16 protein-coding genes and 1 pseudogene are annotated in these 16,348 nt (G+C 62.2%); 6 read left to right on the top strand and 11 right to left on the bottom strand.

The genetic code is table 11. The features are described from left to right. Nucleotides 1-52 precede the first annotated feature (52 nt). Nucleotides 53-817: an alpha/beta fold hydrolase gene (locus ACZYOF_RS26515; RefSeq protein WP_463717626.1), complete on the bottom strand. Its 765-nt coding sequence runs from the start codon at nucleotides 815-817 to the stop codon at nucleotides 53-55. 12 nt (nucleotides 818-829) lie between these two features. Beyond that, nucleotides 830-1,801 carry an isopenicillin N synthase family dioxygenase gene (locus tag ACZYOF_RS26510; protein WP_463717625.1) on the bottom strand — a complete coding sequence of 324 codons (972 nt, stop codon included), beginning with the start codon at nucleotides 1,799-1,801 and terminating at the stop codon, nucleotides 830-832. Nucleotides 1,802-2,176: 375 nt separating this feature from the next. Here ACZYOF_RS26510 and ACZYOF_RS26505 point away from each other — a divergent pair, with 375 nt between their 5' ends. Beyond that, on the top strand, nucleotides 2,177-2,536 hold the full coding sequence (locus ACZYOF_RS26505) for a BA14K family protein (protein WP_245475633.1): 360 nt from the start codon (nucleotides 2,177-2,179) through the stop codon (nucleotides 2,534-2,536). A gap of 69 nt (nucleotides 2,537-2,605) precedes the next feature. Here the strand turns inward: ACZYOF_RS26505 and ACZYOF_RS26500 are convergent, their stop codons facing one another. Both ACZYOF_RS26500 and ACZYOF_RS26495 read right to left on the bottom strand, forming a co-directional pair. Next, entirely contained in the window at nucleotides 2,606-2,818 is a 213-nt protein-coding gene (locus ACZYOF_RS26500) for a hypothetical protein (protein ID WP_130576888.1), read from the bottom strand. Nucleotides 2,819-3,166: 348 nt separating this feature from the next. Then, nucleotides 3,167-3,613 (bottom strand): baeRF12 domain-containing protein, encoded by a 447-nt coding sequence (locus tag ACZYOF_RS26495; RefSeq protein WP_463717624.1) that lies wholly within the window; start codon nucleotides 3,611-3,613, stop codon nucleotides 3,167-3,169. Between ACZYOF_RS26495 and ACZYOF_RS26490 the strand changes: the two genes are divergently transcribed. Beyond that, entirely contained in the window at nucleotides 3,590-4,039 is a 450-nt protein-coding gene (locus ACZYOF_RS26490) for a hypothetical protein (RefSeq protein WP_245475632.1), read from the top strand. The genes ACZYOF_RS26495 and ACZYOF_RS26490 overlap by 24 nt on opposite strands. 37 nt (nucleotides 4,040-4,076) lie before the next feature. On the opposite strand, the gene ACZYOF_RS26485 is transcribed toward ACZYOF_RS26490, so the two are convergent. Further along, nucleotides 4,077-5,027 carry a c-type cytochrome gene (locus ACZYOF_RS26485; RefSeq protein ID WP_463717623.1) on the bottom strand — a complete coding sequence of 317 codons (951 nt, stop codon included), beginning with the start codon at nucleotides 5,025-5,027 and terminating at the stop codon, nucleotides 4,077-4,079. 375 nt (nucleotides 5,028-5,402) lie between these two features. Here ACZYOF_RS26485 and ACZYOF_RS26480 point away from each other — a divergent pair, with 375 nt between their 5' ends. Beyond that, nucleotides 5,403-6,329, top strand: coding sequence for a catalase family peroxidase (locus tag ACZYOF_RS26480; protein ID WP_463717622.1), 927 nt, complete (start codon nucleotides 5,403-5,405; stop codon nucleotides 6,327-6,329). Between the two features lie 30 nt (nucleotides 6,330-6,359). Here ACZYOF_RS26480 and ACZYOF_RS26475 read toward each other — a convergent pair whose 3' ends face one another. After that, on the bottom strand, nucleotides 6,360-7,286 hold the full coding sequence (locus ACZYOF_RS26475; RefSeq protein ID WP_463717621.1) for a helix-turn-helix domain-containing protein: 927 nt from the start codon (nucleotides 7,284-7,286) through the stop codon (nucleotides 6,360-6,362). A gap of 719 nt (nucleotides 7,287-8,005) precedes the next feature. Between ACZYOF_RS26475 and ACZYOF_RS26470 the strand changes: the two genes are divergently transcribed. The 3 genes from ACZYOF_RS26470 to ACZYOF_RS26460 all read left to right on the top strand — a co-directional run bounded on the left by ACZYOF_RS26470 (nucleotide 8,006) and on the right by ACZYOF_RS26460 (nucleotide 11,743). Then, nucleotides 8,006-8,950 carry a helix-turn-helix domain-containing protein gene (locus tag ACZYOF_RS26470; protein WP_463717620.1) on the top strand — a complete coding sequence of 315 codons (945 nt, stop codon included), beginning with the start codon at nucleotides 8,006-8,008 and terminating at the stop codon, nucleotides 8,948-8,950. 543 nt (nucleotides 8,951-9,493) lie between these two features. After that, nucleotides 9,494-10,699: an NAD(P)/FAD-dependent oxidoreductase gene (locus tag ACZYOF_RS26465; RefSeq protein ID WP_463717619.1), complete on the top strand. Its 1,206-nt coding sequence runs from the start codon at nucleotides 9,494-9,496 to the stop codon at nucleotides 10,697-10,699. A gap of 87 nt (nucleotides 10,700-10,786) precedes the next feature. Beyond that, entirely contained in the window at nucleotides 10,787-11,743 is a 957-nt protein-coding gene (locus ACZYOF_RS26460; RefSeq protein WP_463717618.1) for an MBL fold metallo-hydrolase, read from the top strand. 184 nt (nucleotides 11,744-11,927) lie between these two features. Here ACZYOF_RS26460 and ACZYOF_RS26455 read toward each other — a convergent pair whose 3' ends face one another. From ACZYOF_RS26455 to ACZYOF_RS26435, 5 genes and pseudogenes are all read right to left on the bottom strand, one after another. After that, nucleotides 11,928-13,205, bottom strand: a complete 1,278-nt coding sequence (locus ACZYOF_RS26455; protein WP_463717617.1) for a cystathionine gamma-synthase family protein — start codon at nucleotides 13,203-13,205, stop codon at nucleotides 11,928-11,930. 170 nt (nucleotides 13,206-13,375) lie between these two features. Continuing rightward, nucleotides 13,376-14,146 (bottom strand): SDR family NAD(P)-dependent oxidoreductase, encoded by a 771-nt coding sequence (locus ACZYOF_RS26450; protein ID WP_463717616.1) that lies wholly within the window; start codon nucleotides 14,144-14,146, stop codon nucleotides 13,376-13,378. Nucleotides 14,147-14,195: 49 nt separating this feature from the next. After that, a complete protein-coding gene (locus ACZYOF_RS26445; RefSeq protein ID WP_463717615.1) occupies nucleotides 14,196-15,689 on the bottom strand; it encodes an aldehyde dehydrogenase in 1,494 nt (497 codons plus the stop codon). 111 nt (nucleotides 15,690-15,800) lie between these two features. Next, nucleotides 15,801-16,172, bottom strand: coding sequence for an ABC transporter substrate-binding protein (locus ACZYOF_RS26440; protein ID WP_463717640.1), 372 nt, complete (start codon nucleotides 16,170-16,172; stop codon nucleotides 15,801-15,803). Nucleotides 16,173-16,235: 63 nt separating this feature from the next. Continuing rightward, nucleotides 16,236-16,348: pseudogene (locus tag ACZYOF_RS26435) on the bottom strand (IS630 family transposase); the annotation flags it as partial.

The following is a 16,348-nucleotide window of genomic DNA, read 5'->3' as shown; positions in this document are numbered from 1 at the left end:
CAAATGAAGCATCGATCTACCCGCCGCGATTGAAGCGCGGTCGCAATATCCGTCACAGCGTGCGGGCGTGCGCGGCGACCGCCTTCATGAACAACGCAACCAGCTCATCCGGCTGCGAGAGCTGCGGCGCGTGGTCGCTGTCGAGGCCGTAGACTTCGAGGCATGGCGACAGCTCCTGCATCTTCCGCTGCAGCGGCAGGTGCACCGAGCGATCCTCGCGCGCCTCGATATAGACGCGCGGCACAGTGCCGAAGCGCTCCGGCGACAGCTTCAGTTGCGAGCGGCGGCCGCCTTCGGGCTGCGGCGTCAGGCGACGCGCCGCGGCCTCGGCCAACGCGCGATCCGCCTTCTGGTAGAACACCTCGACCGCGGAAGCCGAGTCGATGCGCGACAATAAACCTGCGTCATCGTAGGTGACACGCGCATGCGCGCCGCGCATCCATGGCTCAAGATAGCGCTCGTAGAACTGCAGCACGGACATCCCGTCAGGCAGCATGAACGCGCAGAGGAAGATCGCGAGCGCGATCCGTTCGGGCCGCAGCTCACAGGCCTGCGCGGCCGCCGTGCCGCCCATGCTGTGCCCGACCATGATGATCGGACCTTCGGTCCTGTCGATGATGTCGACAACATGCGCAGCGTAGCGTTCGAGATTGACCTGCTCGGGTGGCAGCGGGTTGTGGCCGTTGCCCGGCAGGTCGACGGCGACCGCCTCGTGCCCGAGCGCTTTCAGGCGCGGGACGATGGTCTCCCAGGCCCAGGCGCCCTGCCAGGCGCCGTGGATGAGGATGAAGGTGTAGCGCGGGGATGGAGCACTCATGGCGACGACCGACTACTTGTAGGTCCGCTTGTACATCGCGCGCATATGCTCCTCGACCGTGATCGGCGGGTATTTCGGCTGCTCGCCCGGTGCAAGGCAGGTCGGGATGCATTCGACCGTGTGCGCGTAATTGCCGGTGTAGAAGAACGGCACCGAATAGCGCTCGCGGCCTGATACGTTGACCACGCGATGGAGCGTTGAGCGGTATTTGTCGTTGGTCCAGCGCGCGATCATGTCGCCGAGATTGACGACGTAGGTGCCAGGCACGGGGTCGGCATGGATCCAGCCGCCGGTTGCCTGGTCCCAGACCTGCAGGCCGCCGACATCGCCCTGGCGCAACAGTGTCAGCCCGCCGAAATCGGTGTGCGCGCCGGCGCCTTTCTGATCCGGATTGCCGTTTGCAGGCTGCGGCGGATAGTGCAGCAGCCGCACGGTCGCCATAGCGTCGGTGCAATAACCCTCGAAATAGTCTTCGGGCAAATCGAGCGACAGCGCGATGCCGCCCATCATCCGCGCCGACAGGTCCAGCATCACGTTGAGATAGGCTTCCATCACCGGCTTGAAGTTCGGCCGCGACGACGGCCACTGGTTGGCGCCGTGATTAAACATGCCGGCGAGCACGCGCGGATCGTCACGCGTATGCTCGGGCCCGACATAATAGCCTTCCTTGAGGTCGGGCGGCGCGCCGGGCTCCAGCGTCTGGCCCTGCAGCGGCTCGTAGCCGCGATTGACCTTCGAGCGCGACTTGTCGACCTCGGCCTTTATCTCGGGCGATAGATCGAAGAAGGCAGCAGCCTCGGCGAAGACATCGGCGATAAGCTCTTCGTCGACGCCATGGTTCGAGATGTAGAAGAAGCCGTTGTACAAACAGGCGGCGCGCAGCTTGGCGGCAACCGCCTTGCGATCCGACAGGTTTGGCGACGATAGGCCGGAGATATCGATCACCGGCAGACTGGACTGCGAAACCCGTGCCGCTTCGAGCATGTTGATTACCCTCCTTCGCGCGTCCGCCTCACGACCATGAAGCGCCACCCTCGCCCACAGCATTTAGGTAGCGCGGCAAGCGCGATCACGCGCGCTGAAAGTTTCGGCAAAAATTGGCGTTTTCGGCCCAAAAAAGCATCCGAAGGCGAATCGGATCACACGGCAGAGATGCAACGGAGCCCTTCATATTCGCACGTGAGGGCCGACTGATCTTGTGATGACCGCAGGGGCGGAATCTTGTACTGGGAGTTAACGTTTCGCTGACTCTCTGTCGTCGCGAGCGGGAAGTCCCGGGAACCGTTCGGCAGCACGGCCGTTGTGTTCCCAACTAAACAAGAAAAGGAGCAAGCCGTGAACATGCGTAGGATTTTCTTGATGGCCGCCGCCACAGCGCTGACGATATCGGCATCCCTACCTGTTCGAGCCGCGCCCATGATGCCGTCCCCGATGGTACAGGAGTCTTCGGCACAGCAGGTGCAATACCGCCGCTGGCATGGCGGTCCCGGTTACCGCCATTATGGTTACGGCCGTCGCGGATATGGGGGACGAGGATACGGAACCGGCGCGGCCGTGCTTGGCGGACTCGCCGCCGGCGCCATCATCGGCGGTGCCATTGCATCCAGCCAGGCACAAGCCGCAAACGCCCAAGCTTACTGCGCGCAGCGCTTCCGCTCCTATGATCCCGCCTCGGGCACCTATCTCGGCAACGACGGTTACCGCCATCCCTGTCCGTAACGAGGCTTAGCCCCACACAAGCGTCATTCCGGGATGCGTGCATAGCACGCAGGCCCGGATTCGTGCTGCCTACGACGGAAAGTCAGCCGGCTCCACCTCGAGCCGATCGGCGTGCAGGGTCCAATCACGAACCCCGTGCATCTCGCAGAATTTCTGCTTGGCAACGTCCACTGCTTGCGCGTCGTCCGGGACGTCGAGGTCCACCGTGCACTGGCAGATGTCGCCGACCTGGCCGTTCTCGCCGAGCACATTTTTGTAAAATCGGGCAATGAAGCGCGCCATCCGCGTAGCTCCTCTTTTCCTCTGCTAGCTGAGCCAGCCCGCGAGGCCTCGCGTTGATCTCGCGCAAGCCGAATAGGCGATGACCCGAAATTGCAGCGCAGATCCCCACCAGGCGCGGAACCACAGGTGGACGCCGTCCTCCATGCCCGAACTTTCCGCTTTCAAACGCGGCGGCGTCAAAGCGCGGTGTGATTTTCGGAACGATGGGTCCGTGAGACTAGACGATTTCCGAGCGACGCTTGGCCACACTGCGTCACGCCGCTTTCGAGGAACAGAGGACATCATTTTCTCCCGCAGAGGCGCGTGAGAACACGTTATGCATCAAGATCAGCGGGCATCACCCGCGGATCATCCAACCAGATGCCTTTCGATTTCGCCGACAGGATGCTTGGTGAGATCCTTGTCGAACTCAGCCAGGATATGCCGTTTCACGTCAGCATGAAAGGCAACTCGAAGCTCCGCCAGGGTTCGCGGCGGGGCCACGACGACGAGGGCCTTTGCCTTGCCGCTGCGGATGACCTGCTCGGCGGCCGCCGCCACCTGTCGCGCGAACCGGTGCTCTTCGAGATCATGCCAGTCCACCGGCTCGACCGTACTTCGCTGCCCCGAACCCGGCTTCCTCGTGCGTCCGGGCCGCTCGCTGCCCTGATCATGGGTCGAGGGATTTTGCTGCTCAAAGACTCGCTCGGTCTTCAGATTGGGGAATTTCTCATCGCCCTCGTTGCGGAGGAACAGCGCTTTCCGCCCGTCGCCCACGAATACGATGGCGTCATGCGGAATCTTGAGTTTGCCCATGATGAAGCTCCGGTACTTGTCCTCAGTCTGCCGAACGGCGCGAAACGTGGTCGTAGCTGCACACGATTCGACAACGACAGCAGGCTATCTCGGTACCATTCTCCGCGGTTTGTTCTGGATCAAACCATCCGGATGCATCGCGCGTCATATAACGGCACCGGGCCGTGGGGGCATTTCGCCTCCGCGGGCCAAAACCTTGCGCTAGATCAAATCGTCCGATTGCAGATCTTCGACAAAGAGCGGATGAGACATTTCATCTTCGTCTGCCCCAATACCCATCTCAACGTTCAGCACAGCCTGGACGAGGAAGATAATACCGATCAGAACGAATTCACGGCGGTAAGCTGCCCCGCCTGCACGCGACTGCATTTTCTCAGCCGCAAGACCGGCCAATTGCTGGGCGCGGATTCGAGCCCGAAAAACTAGCCCTCATTCTAAGGATGCGAGCGCCGCACGGGGTTGTTCAGGCTGCGGGCAGATGCGTCAGATACTCATAAACGGCGCGAAGGTCGTCATCTTCCATCCTGCCGATCGGCTGCCACGGCATCTGATTGCCGAGGGTGTGACCGTTCGGATCGACACCGGTCCTCATGGTGGCGACGAACTCCTGGAATTTCCAGCCCCTTACGACATTGAGGTCGGGCCCTAGCGGCGCGAGCTGGCCGGGTTTGCCGCCGGTCAGATCCTTGCCATGGCATTCGCGGCAGTCCTGATACGAAATGAGATATTCACCGTATCGCGACGTGGGACCTTTTGGTGGCGCGGTAACATGTTCTGTTGAGACGGGCTTGCCCGTTGGCAGCATGCCCGCGCCCAACATCGCGATGCCCAGCGGGGTGAGACGATCGGCCGGATTTATCGTCTTTTCTCCCAGAGCAGGCAGACTGCGGAGATAGGCAATCACCGCTTTGGTGTCCTCGTCGCTCAGCTTTCCGGCATTAGTGTAGGACATGATGACAAGCCAGCGACCGTCAGGATCGACCCCATTGCGAATGGCGCGGAAAATATCGCCGTCCGACCACCGGCTTAATTGCCCGACCGGCGTGAGGTTGGCGGCTATAAACGAACCGATCGGCAACGAGATATCCTTGCCGAGATCCCCGCCGCCGGTGAGCGTGTCGGTCCTGGTATGGCAGCCGCTGCAAAAGCTGTCCGCGATCGTCTGGCCGCGCCGGATTTGCTCCGCGGTCCCCGCAATCTTCAAGTCCACGCCTGGCGCACTGCGTGCGTGCAGCTTGAACAGTCCGATGGTCAGCAGCACGCTGATCGAGATGGCAATGACGGAAACCAAAGCCGCCAAACCGGCCCCGCCCCATTTGACAATTGGTTTCTTCGATCGCCAGCCACGAATACCTGAGCATGCCAGCAATCCCGCGATGACGACCAACGCCGCGGGCTCGAGCCATTCGAACATCCTGTATTGCCCCAAAGTCAAAATCGATGCATTGGACGATGAAAATGTCGGCCGCTGCAGAGGCTATGAGGCGCGCGATACGGAATAATTTCGAGACCGGCCTATCGAGTTACAGATGTAACCTGCGAGACGACGCACAACCTTTGAACCGGTTTGCGGAGCGCCAAACATCAAGGAACACCTGAGGGTTCGTATTCCCAGTCCCCTCGTCTAGTTTAGGGTGGATTAGCCAGAAAGTAGGGGCGTGGCGCGCCCAATCACGGCAGCGATGGCTAGTAGGAGCAGGATCGGACAAGGGATGGCCGCTTTGGGAAAGACGCCGGATCGGTACGTCGCCTAGAACACGCGTTGAACACTCAAAGCCAAGGTCCCGCCATGTCCCGGTTCCCAACTGGCGCGGCCACGCCCGCGTCCATCGTCGATGCCTTGAAAGCGGTAGCTGGTGATCCGCCAAAGGTGCGCGCGAGCTTTGCCAAGGGCCGTTGCGTTCGCGGCACCTATGCCCCGTCGGATCGGGCGGCGGAGATTACGAAATCCCCAAGTTTCACCAGACCGTCGCGCGTGCTAGCGCGCTTCTCTGTGGGTGGCGGCAATCCTCACATCGCGGATACAAACAACCTCGTGCTGCGCGGCTTCAGCTTCAGGCTTGGCGACGATCGCCATCGCTCGGATATTCTCGTGGAAAGCGCTCCGGTGCATTTTGCAAGGACGCTCGACCAGATGCAGGCGTTCCTCAAGGCGCGGATTCCGGGACCGGACGGCAAGCCGGATATGGCGAAGGTCAAGGCGTTCTCCGCCGCCAATCCCGAAACGCTGCATCAGGCAAACTACATCGCCGCGCGTCCACTGCCCGGGAGTTTTGCCGGCACGACCTATTGGGGAGTGCACTCCTTTCCCGCTTCGAATTCGAAGGGCGAGACGCGATTCATCAAGTTCATGGTCGTTCCTGTCGGCGGAGACATCACGCTGACCGAAGACGAGGCCAAAGCGAAGTCCGCCGACTTCCTGCATGATGACCTCGAAAACCGGATCGCTGCAGGCGACGTCCGGTTCAACGTCATGGCGCTGCTCGACCGTCCCGGCGATCCCACCATGGACGTGACCATTCGATGGCCGGATGAGGACAATCGCGAAGCGGTGCGGCTGGGAACGATCGTCATCACCGGTCCTGAAGCGAATGATGCGTGCGACGCGTCCATCTTCGATCCAGCAAATCTCGCCGAAGGCATCGGCCATCCGCCGGACGAGATCTTTGCGGCGCGCCACGCCGCCTACACCGTCTCACTGGCGAAGCGTTGCTGATCGGACGAGGCGCCCGGTATTATCCTTAAGTTACTTCTCGTCCGGGGCGCTGAGCGCTTCGCGACGCCACGCTCCCGGGCTGACGCCGACCACGGACGAAAAGACCCGCGCGAAGTGGCTTTGATTGGCAAAGCCGGCCGATATCGCAACCTCGGACAGCGGCAGGTCGCGAACAGTCATCAACTGCTTGGCCGCCTTCACGCGCTGGCGAAGCAGCCACTGGTGCGGCGGCAGGCCGGTGGAGATGCGAAATGCGCGTGAGAAATGACTGACCGAGAGGTCAAACTCCGCCGCGACTTGCTCCAATGAAATCTTTCCGGCGAGATCGGATTCGAGCCTTTCGCAGGCGCGCTTCTCCTGCCACGGGGCAAGACCGCCGCGGGCCGGTTCGGTGGCACGCTTCAGTCCGCCATAGGTCTGGGCGACGTGCGCGGTGAGCGCGAGCATCATGTGATCGACAAAAAGCTGGTTGGTCTCGTCCGGCCGACGCAGTCCTTCCACCAGCGACGCACCGAGATGACGGACGACCGCGTCGTCATGGCCGATGCCCGGCTCGTAGGCCAGTTCACCAACGCGTGGTGCGCCGGCCTGCCTGGCGATGTCGTCGAGCGCCGAGCGCGGCAGATAGAAAAAGATGGAGTGGAATGGCTTATCGATCACGTAGCGCGGATCGCGCTTCAGGTCGTACAGATAGGTTGCGCCACCGCGGACATCCGTCTTGACGACGCATCGTCCGCGCTCCCAGCACTCGCAGTCCGGATAATCGCGAAATTTGAGACTGACGAGATAGGCATCCTCGGAAAGCATCGAGCCGGAAAGACCTGGCACGGGATCGTCGTCCCGGGTCTCGGTCACTGCGAGTTCGGCACTGCGCAACGTACGCGTGACCAGCGAGGGCGCATCCTTCAGACGGAAGGGTCGCCCGAGCCCCTGACCGTAGGCGCGCGCCTGTCTCATATTGGTCGACCTCATCAATGGAACTGGACCGTGCAGGTCATCATCGGCGCGCAAGGTCAGGGTTGCATTATCGGGGATCAGTCAGTGGCTGTCCACGCCGCGCGGTGAATGCGTAGCTGTTCTGACAGCATACCAGATCAATCACGACAAAATGAATTTCAAAGCGATTTCAATTTGATTCGACCCCTGCGGTTTGGTCACGAGAAATATTCCACCTGACAAAGCGGACCGGATTCCAGCGTGCGTTTGTGAAAGCGCCTGGCGCGCTTGGAGCAGGATCGGGCAAAGCATGGCCGCTTTGGGAAAGACGCCGGACTTTTACGGGGCTTAGAACGCGGACCGAACCCTCGGACCCAAGTACGGTGCCAGACCGGAGAGCAGAAGCGATCAAAGGAGGCCACGCAATGGTTGGGACAACCGCACTCACCGGCTCATCCGCTTCACCACCCCTACCGCACTTTCCCATGAGCATGACTGCCGACACTACAGACCGCCCGCTTATCCTGATCGTGGACGATGACGAGGAGATGCGCTCCGCGCTTCGAGAACTTCTGCTGTCGGTGGGAATCGACGCATGCTGCTTTCGCTGCGCGATACCCTCATGCAGCACTTTCCAACATCATTGAAAGCACGCGAGAGGCACGGCTCCACGCCTCATTGTCCCACTGCAGGGCTGCACGCAGCGAGCGCATGGCCTTTTAGAATGCGAGCATACGCCCATGAGTAAGCCGATTTTGCGCGATCCACTGCAGGAGAGCCCGCGAGCCGCGCGCCAGAGCAACGTGCCGATTGCCGATGGGCGTCCTGCAGATGTGGAGATGGCCCGTGTGCTCAGGACCGCGCCTTTCCGCATGGCGTTGGATCCCTCCGGTGCCGGGATCGCCCACTGGAAACACGAACCATTGCACGACGTCGTCGAGCCCATGACCGACCACGTCATCATGGCTTACAACGGCTCGATGCAGCGCATGGAGCGGCGGTCAGGACGATCGGTTGCGATTGGAACATTTCGTCCTGGGGTCGTGATAATCATTCCGGCCGGCTCAAGCTCCCGGTGGGACATTCCGAAACCTGTTGATGTCGTTCAACTCTATCTTCCGCCCGCAACGCTTGAGCGCGTTGCCCGCGAAGCCGACACCGCCACACCGAGCGATCTCCTGGAGCGAACGGCGCATCCCGACCCCATTACATCCCGATTGCTCTTGAGCGCGGCCGATTGCCTGGAGGGCAATGGGGCCCTGGATGCGCTGTTCAGGCAGCAACTCACGAATCTTCTGGCCACCCGCCTTCTGGCTGCGCACACGGGCTCGCCAACCACGTTTCAGCCGACCATGGGTGGGCTGCCGCCGAAGGTCCTGCTCCGTGCCATCGAGCGGTTGCGCTCGGACAGCGACGCGGACGTCTCTCTTGCTGCGCTTGCATCGGACGCTGGCCTGTCGCGCTTCCATTTCTGCCGTGCCTTCAAGGAAAGCACCGGGCTTTCGCCTCACGCCTGGCTGCGCCAGTACCGGCTCGAGCAGGCAATGAACATGCTGCGCAACACTGACGAATCCGTCGTGTCGGTCGCAGCGGCGCTTGGCTACGCCTCCCAGACCGCCTTCGCGGCGGCGTTCAAGAAGCTGACCGGCGAGACTCCAAGCGATTGGCGACGACGCATGCGCTAGCAGCAATCGCTCTGCAGGTACGGCAATCGCTCTGGGGCAGTCGCAGATCAGGTTCGTTACATCATCACCGTGCCCACGCCTACAAACGGACGGAGAGAAGCGATGGCCTGGAAGGATTTCGGCAGCTCACTTGCAATTACACGGCGACGCAGAGTCGTCGCGACCGCACTTGTGTACGGACTTTCATTGACCGTTCGCTTCACCTCAGCAGCGGGCGAGGGAACGGAATCATCGGCACAAGCTGCGCAAAGCACCAGTTCAATGATTTCCGGCGCCCAGATATTCTACAAGGACTGGCCTCCAAAGCCCGCTCTGCCGATTGTTTTTCAACTCGGCTGGCCGCTGGGTTCGAGAGGCTGCCGCGCGGCATGCGAGAGCGCCATGCCAATGTCGTCACGGCTGAATTGCCCCGCACCATAAGCGGCGACCATCTTCGTTTCACGTCTTCGCGTCGTCATCGATCGCAACAAGCTTTGGCGCCAATGGCAAGCGGCGACGACGCGCGCGCACGTCTAGGAAAACCCAACCACAGGAGAAGATCATATGAGACTTGTCATCATCGGCGCCGGCTTCGCCGGCATGTATGCTGCACTTTCCGCTGCCCGTCTGCGCGACATCCAGGGCGTTTCGCCCGAGGATTTGGAGATCGCGCTGGTTTCACCGGAGCCGACGCTGGTGGTTCGCCCGCGGCTCTACGAACCGAAGCCGGAGACCCTGACGGCACCTCTCCTGGATGTCCTCAACGCGATCGATGTTGTCTATGTGCAGGGCAGCGCCGAGACGGTCGACACCAAGTCTCGCACCGTGCAAATCGTCACGGCCAAGGGCGCACGAAAGACGCTCCCCTACGATCGCCTGGTCATGGCCACCGGCAGCCGGCTGTTCCGTCCGAATGTTCCTGGCCTCGCCGAGCACGGGTTCAGCGTCGATCAGCTCGAGGACGCGATCGCCCTCGACCGGCACCTGCGTAGTCTCGCGGATCGGCCGGCATCGAAGGCGCGCGACACGGTCGTCGTTGCCGGCGGCGGCTTCACCGGCATCGAGGCGGCCACGGAGATCCCCACACGACTTCGTGCGATCCTTGGCGAGGAGGCCACGCCGCGCGTCATCATCGTCGATCGAAACAATGCGATCGCCCCGGATATGGGCGCGGGTCCCCGCCCCGTCATCGAGGACGCACTGCGCAAGTGCGGCGTGGAGACCCGGCTCGGCGGCGGCGTCGCCTCGCTCGACAAATCCGGCGTCACGCTTTCCGATGGAGAACACATCGAAACCGCGACCGTGATCTGGGCGGCCGGCATTCGCGCCGCTCCGTTGACCGCGCAGATCCCCGCCGAACGCGATAATTTCGGCCGACTGCTTGTCGACCGCGATCTGCGCGTGCCGTCGGTGGCTGGCGTCTTTGCCACCGGCGATGCCGCGAGAGCTGCATGCGACGATGTCGGCAACTACGCGCTGATGTCGTGCCAGCACGCGACGCGGATGGGCGCCTTTGCCGGCCACAATGCCGCCGCCGAGCTCCTGGGAGTCCCGACCAAGCCGTATCACCAGAAGGCCTACGTCACCTGCCTCGACCTCGGCGAAGCAGGTGCCCTCTTCACGCGCGGCTGGGAACGCAAAGTCGAAATGGTCGGCGAGCAAGCAAAGAAGACCAAGCAGGATATCAACACCGTCTGGATCTATCCGCCGCGAGCTGAGCGTGCCGCTGCGCTGGCGTCGGCCGATCCTGAGCGGGTGACTGACCTCTGAACACCTCACCAGCATTGACCGCGATTTCCACGCGGGAAGCACGCCCGCCCAGGATCGAGTCACGATTGAACGCAGGAGTTTTCGAAGATGAACCAGATGATCCGCAACACTCAGCAGGAGACGAACATGAGCTTAGACACGACCGCACACTCCGTTCGATCGGGGCCAGAAGAGTTGGTATCGTCGCGCTACGCGCTGAAGGTCGGCGAGATTGACGTGCTGGTGGTCAGCGATGGCGTACTACCGCTGCCCACCAAAATGTTAGGACACAACGCCGACCCGGCCATCCGGGCGGCCTGGCTGAATGACATGTTCCTGCCGCCGGACGCTTTCGACTGGGCGCTGAACGCGGTCGTGGTGCGTAGCGGCGTTCGGACCATCCTCATCGACGCTGGACTAGGGGGCGACCCGGATTTGCACTTGCCGCGGGCCGGGCAGTTGATCAAGCGACTGGACGCCGCCGGCATCGATCTTGCGTCCGTGACCGACGTGGTGCTGACCCACATGCACATGGACCACATTGGCGGGCTGCTCGTCGACGGGGTGAAGGACCGGCTGCGTCGGGACCTGCTGATCCACGTGGCGGCCGCCGAGGTCAAATTCTGGGAGTCGCCCGATTTCTCCCACACCGCCATGCCGCCGGGGTTCCCGGACGCGCTTCGGTCGGCCGCCAAGCGGTTCACAAAAGAATACCACAACCAGCTGCGGCAGTTCGATGAGGAGCACGAGGTGGCGCAGGGCGTCGTCGTCCGTCGCACCGGCGGCCACACCCCCGGGCACAGCGTGGTCCGCCTGGCGTCCGGCGGCGACGCGCTGACGTTCGCCGGCGACGCCGTGTTTGCGGTCGGGTTCGAGCAACCCGACTGGCACAACGGTTTCGAGCACGACCCCGAGGAGGCGGCGCGCGTTCGGGTCCGTCTTTTGCGGGAACTGGCTGAGACCGGCGAGATGCTGGTGGCCACCCACCTGCCATTCCCGTCCGTCGGTCGGGTCGCGGTGGACGGCGACGCGTTTCGTTGGGTACCGGTCTTCTGGGACTACTGACCGCTTTTTGACTTAAATCCGAACTAGGGCGCGTGCTCACAACGTAAGGAGTTCACGCCCTAGCTCAATACTTCGCAGCCACCGGCCGCCGAAACCGAAGCGATAGTCTATGCCCGCTTTGATCACATCGAACTTTTGGTCGATGTCCAACTGCTTGGCTGCCGGCGGTCTCCAGACCGACCACCTATGCGTCGATCAAGGCTTGCGCGATGTCTGCAATCAGATCGGAGGGGTGCTCAATGCCGATCGACAACCGGATCGTGGAGTCGAGCACGCCTATCCTGTGACGGATGCCGGCCGGGACGCCCGAATGGGTCATGGTTGCGGGATGGCTGGCAAGCGATTCGGTGCCACCCAGGCTGACCGCTAGTTTCAGGATTTGCAGCGCGTTCAGAAATTTGAATGCAGCGCTTTGGCCGCCGACAATATCGAATGAAAACGTGGAGCCTGCTCCGCTGCATTGCCTCGCGAACAGACGGCCGGCCGGGGAATCTTCTGCGTGGTGGGCAAGATAATGGACTCGCTCCACTTTGGGATGATCGCGCAGATAATCCGCCACGAGGTGCGCATTTCTGTCGGCCTTTTCCATCCGCAGGCTCAGGGTTTCGAGCGACCGGCTGATCATCCAGCAGGAATGGGGATCCAGTTGGGTGCCGATGGCGCCTCGCAACGCCCTGATGTCCTTCATCAGGGCTTTTGAACCGAGCGCAGCACCGGCGATCAGGTCGGAATGGCCACCGACATATTTGGTCAGCGAGTACAGGGAGAGATCAGCGCCATGCTCGATCGGCCGCTGAAATAACGGCCCGAGCAACGTATTGTCGCATGCGACGATCGGCGTGTGGCCCTGGACCTGGCCGATCAGCTCGGCGATACGGCGGATCATCGCGATATCGACCAGGCCATTGGTGGGATTTGCCGGGGTCTCGATGAAGATCATCGTCACTCGGCCGCGGCGCATGGCGTCCTCGGCCGCGTGCCTGACCGCGGCCTCGTCGAGACCATCGGCGAAGCCCACGGCGCCGATGGAGAGCTTTGCAAGCGTGTTTGCAAACAGTGTTTCCGTCCCGCCATACAGCGGTTGCGAATGCAGGATCACATCGCCGGGACGTGCAAAGGCCAGGATCGTGGTCGAGATCGCCGCCATGCCGGACGAGAACAGCGCGCAATTCTCGGTACGCTCATAGACAGCGAGCCTGTCCTCCACGATCTCGCTGTTGGGATGATTGAACCGCGAGTAGACCAAGCCCGCGCCCATCCCCTCGGGCGGTTCGCGCCGGCCCGCAACGAAATCGAAAAAGTTCTTGCCATCTTCCGCGGTCTTGAAGACGAAGGTCGAGGTCAGGAAGACCGGGGGTTTGACGGCTCCCTCCGACAATTGCGGATCGTAGCCGTAGTTCAGCATCAGCGTTTCCGGGTGCAGGGTGTGGTTGCCAATGCGGGTCTTCGACGGTTTCACCATGGCCTGCCTCGCTCCTTTTGGGGGAACATCTTACCCGGCGCCTGTCTACGGCGGTATGAAGGTCTCCTATGGCTATAACGCCAGAATGGCCAGATCGAGCCCGTCGATGCGGGCATAATTCGGCGGATGGCACAATCGAAGCCATCCGCCCTCGTCCTGATCGTCAGAACTCAGCGAGCCGTGAATCCGCCATCGATCGGAAGCGCAACGCCGGTCACGAACGACGCTTCATCCGATGCCAGCCAAAGGGCCGCATGCGCGACCTCCTCCGCTTTGCAGAGTCGTCCCATCGGGACGGACGCAAGCAGGCGCGCCTGATTGGCGGCGGCCTCGGCAGGGTCACCCGAACGCCCCGTAAATCCGGTCTTCATGGGCGTATCTGCAAGCCCGGGGCAAACGACGTTGACGCGCACATTGTCCGCGGCAAAACGTTGCGCCAACGACTTGGTCAACCCGACCACTGCGAACTTTGCCGCCGAATAGACCGGACTGAACATCGAGCCGACCAGGCCCGAGACGGATGCCGTGAAGATCAGCGATCCACCGCCCCGCTTGCGCATGTGGCCGATCACTTCGCCTGCCGCCAATGTAGCGGACGTAACGTTGAGCGCCATCGCGGTTTCATAGGCCGCCAGATCGAGATTCTCCACGCCGGCCGGGCCGGGAATTCCGGCATGCGCCCACATCACGTCGATGCCGCCCAGCAACGCCGCCGCATCGTTCACCGACCGCCGCGCCTCTCCCGGCCGCGACAGATCCGCCTGAACCGTTTCGATGGAGTGCCCAATGGCGCGCATATCCGCGGAGAGCTGTGCCAGCGCATCGCGGTTGATATCGACGGCGACGACATTGGCCCCTTCCCTCAGGAAGACCTCGACACCGGCACGTCCCATTCCGGATGCAGCAGCCGTTACCACCGCGAGCTTGTTCGCCAAACGCATGATCGTCTTCTCTTCTTCCTGGATTTAGTGAGCGGTGCTGTGCTTGATTTCAGTTGGCATAGGCGTTCGGAAAGCGCCCAGTCGTGCTGACCACCGTGGTGCGCGTTTCGAGATAGGAATCGAGCGCTTCGACACCGTTCTCCCGGCCCCAACCGCTGCCCTTGAAACCGCCATAGGGCGTCGACCAGCGAATGAAACGATAGGTGTTCACCCACACCATGCCGGCGCGAATCCGGCTGGAGACGCGATGGCCGCGTCCGATGTCCTGGGTCCAAAGGCCAGCCGTCAGTCCGTATGCCGTGTCGTTCGCGATGGCGATCGCCTGCTCCTCATCGTCGAACGGAATCAGCGCGGCCACGGGGCCAAAAATCTCCTCGCGGGCGATCCGTATCTCGTTGGAGACGTTGGCAAAGACGGTTGGCTGGACGAAGTAGCCGTCTCCGTGCACGCCGCCGCTCAGCCGACCTCCGCCAGTCACCAGTTCAGCGCCGTCGGCCCGTCCGATATCGATATAGGACAGCGTCTTGGCGAGTTGCTCCTCGTGCGCCTGGGGGCCCATATGCGTGGCTTCATCCAGCGGAGGACCGACCCGCACCTGGGCCGCACGGCGCGCAAACTCTGCGACGACCTGATCGTAGATCGGCCTCTGAACCAGCACCCGCGAGCCGAGCGCACAGCTCTGTCCGCATAGCGTCCATGCTGAATTGGTGGCCGCGTTCAGTGCCTGTTCAAGATCGGCGTCGGCGAAAATGATATGGGGCGACTTGCCGCCAAGCTCGAAGGTAAAGCGCTTCATCGTGTCGACACCGGCGCGCAGGATGACCTTCGCCGTTGCCCCCTCGCCGGTGAATGCGATCTTGTCGACGCCCGGATGGGTGACGAGCCGCTCACCGGCGCCGTCCTTGCCGTACCCGGGAACGATGTTGACCACTCCAGGCGGAAACCCGGCTTCGTCGAACAATTTTCCGAGTTCAAGCGAGGTGACTGGCGTCTGCTCTGCCGGCTTCAACACCACGGTGCAACCTGCCGCGAGTGCAGGACCGAGCTTCCATGCCGCAGCCATCAGCGGCACGTTCCATGGCGTAATCGCGCCGACCACTCCGACCGGCACGCGGGTGGTGAATGCGTGCACACTGTCGTCGAATGGAATGGTGCGGCCGGAATGTTTGTCCGCCAATGATGCCCACCAGTGATAGCCATACGTGTGACCACCAATATCGGCGCGGGACTCCCGCAGCGCGCGGCCGGAATCCGTTGTTTCCAGGACGGCAAGATCGGCGGCACGCTGCGCATAGAGGTCAGCGAACTTGCGTAGCAGCGCCGCGCGCTCGTGCCCTGGCATGCGCCCCCACGGACCGTTCAGTGCCGCCCGCGCCGCCGCGACGGCACGGTCAATATCACCGGGGCCACCGAAGGCGACGCGAGCCCAGGGGCGTCCCGTGGAAGGATCGATGCTTTCGAGAAAACCACCGTCTTCAGGCGCGACCCACGATCCGCCGATATAGAGGTGATCGTAGCGGGTGAGACGATCGGATTTCAGCACGGGATTGGTCCTCCACAGGTCAATGCAAAATCTCAGAGCATTCCTGCCATGCGGCTCGCAGCAGGCAGACGCGGCTCTCTCTTGAATCTCCGGCTCGATCGCGCCGTAAACTCACTTCACAAGGGGGCAGCCGCCGTCCTTGAGCGGACGGAATGCCGCTTCGGCGGGAATGGTCGACACGATCCTGTAGTAGTCGTAGGGCTTCTTCGATTCGCCGGGCGTCTTGACCTGGACCAGCATCATGTCGTGAAGAACGCGACCGTCCTCACGCAGCGAAGTCTTTCCGAACAGAGGGTCGTCAAACGTGCCGAGCTCGCGCATCGCTTTCACGACGGCGGCGCCATCACGCGGCGATCCCACCTTTGCGACGGCGGTCAGATAGGCCAGTGTCGCGGAATATGCTCCAGCCTGGTTCATCGACGGATAGCGGCCGTTGTTCCGGGCCGCGAAGCGCTCGCCAAAGCTCCTAGTCTTGTCGTTCAGGTCCCAATAGAACGCGGTGGTGAGTTGGAGGCCTTGTGCCGTCTTCAGACCTAGTACCCGGAATCAGAGCTGAGTGATACGGCGCCCTGTGAAGCGGCGTTGACGGACCTTTTTCTTGGTCCAGACGAAGGGCTCGGCTTTGTCGTTGTACGCGTTGACGTAGGCATCGATGTGTT

The sequence above is a fragment of the Bradyrhizobium sp. LeoA1Lang genome (assembly GCF_055413685.1).
Note: the sequence above shows the minus strand (reverse complement) of the source record. Positions and strands in the feature narration are given on the sequence as shown.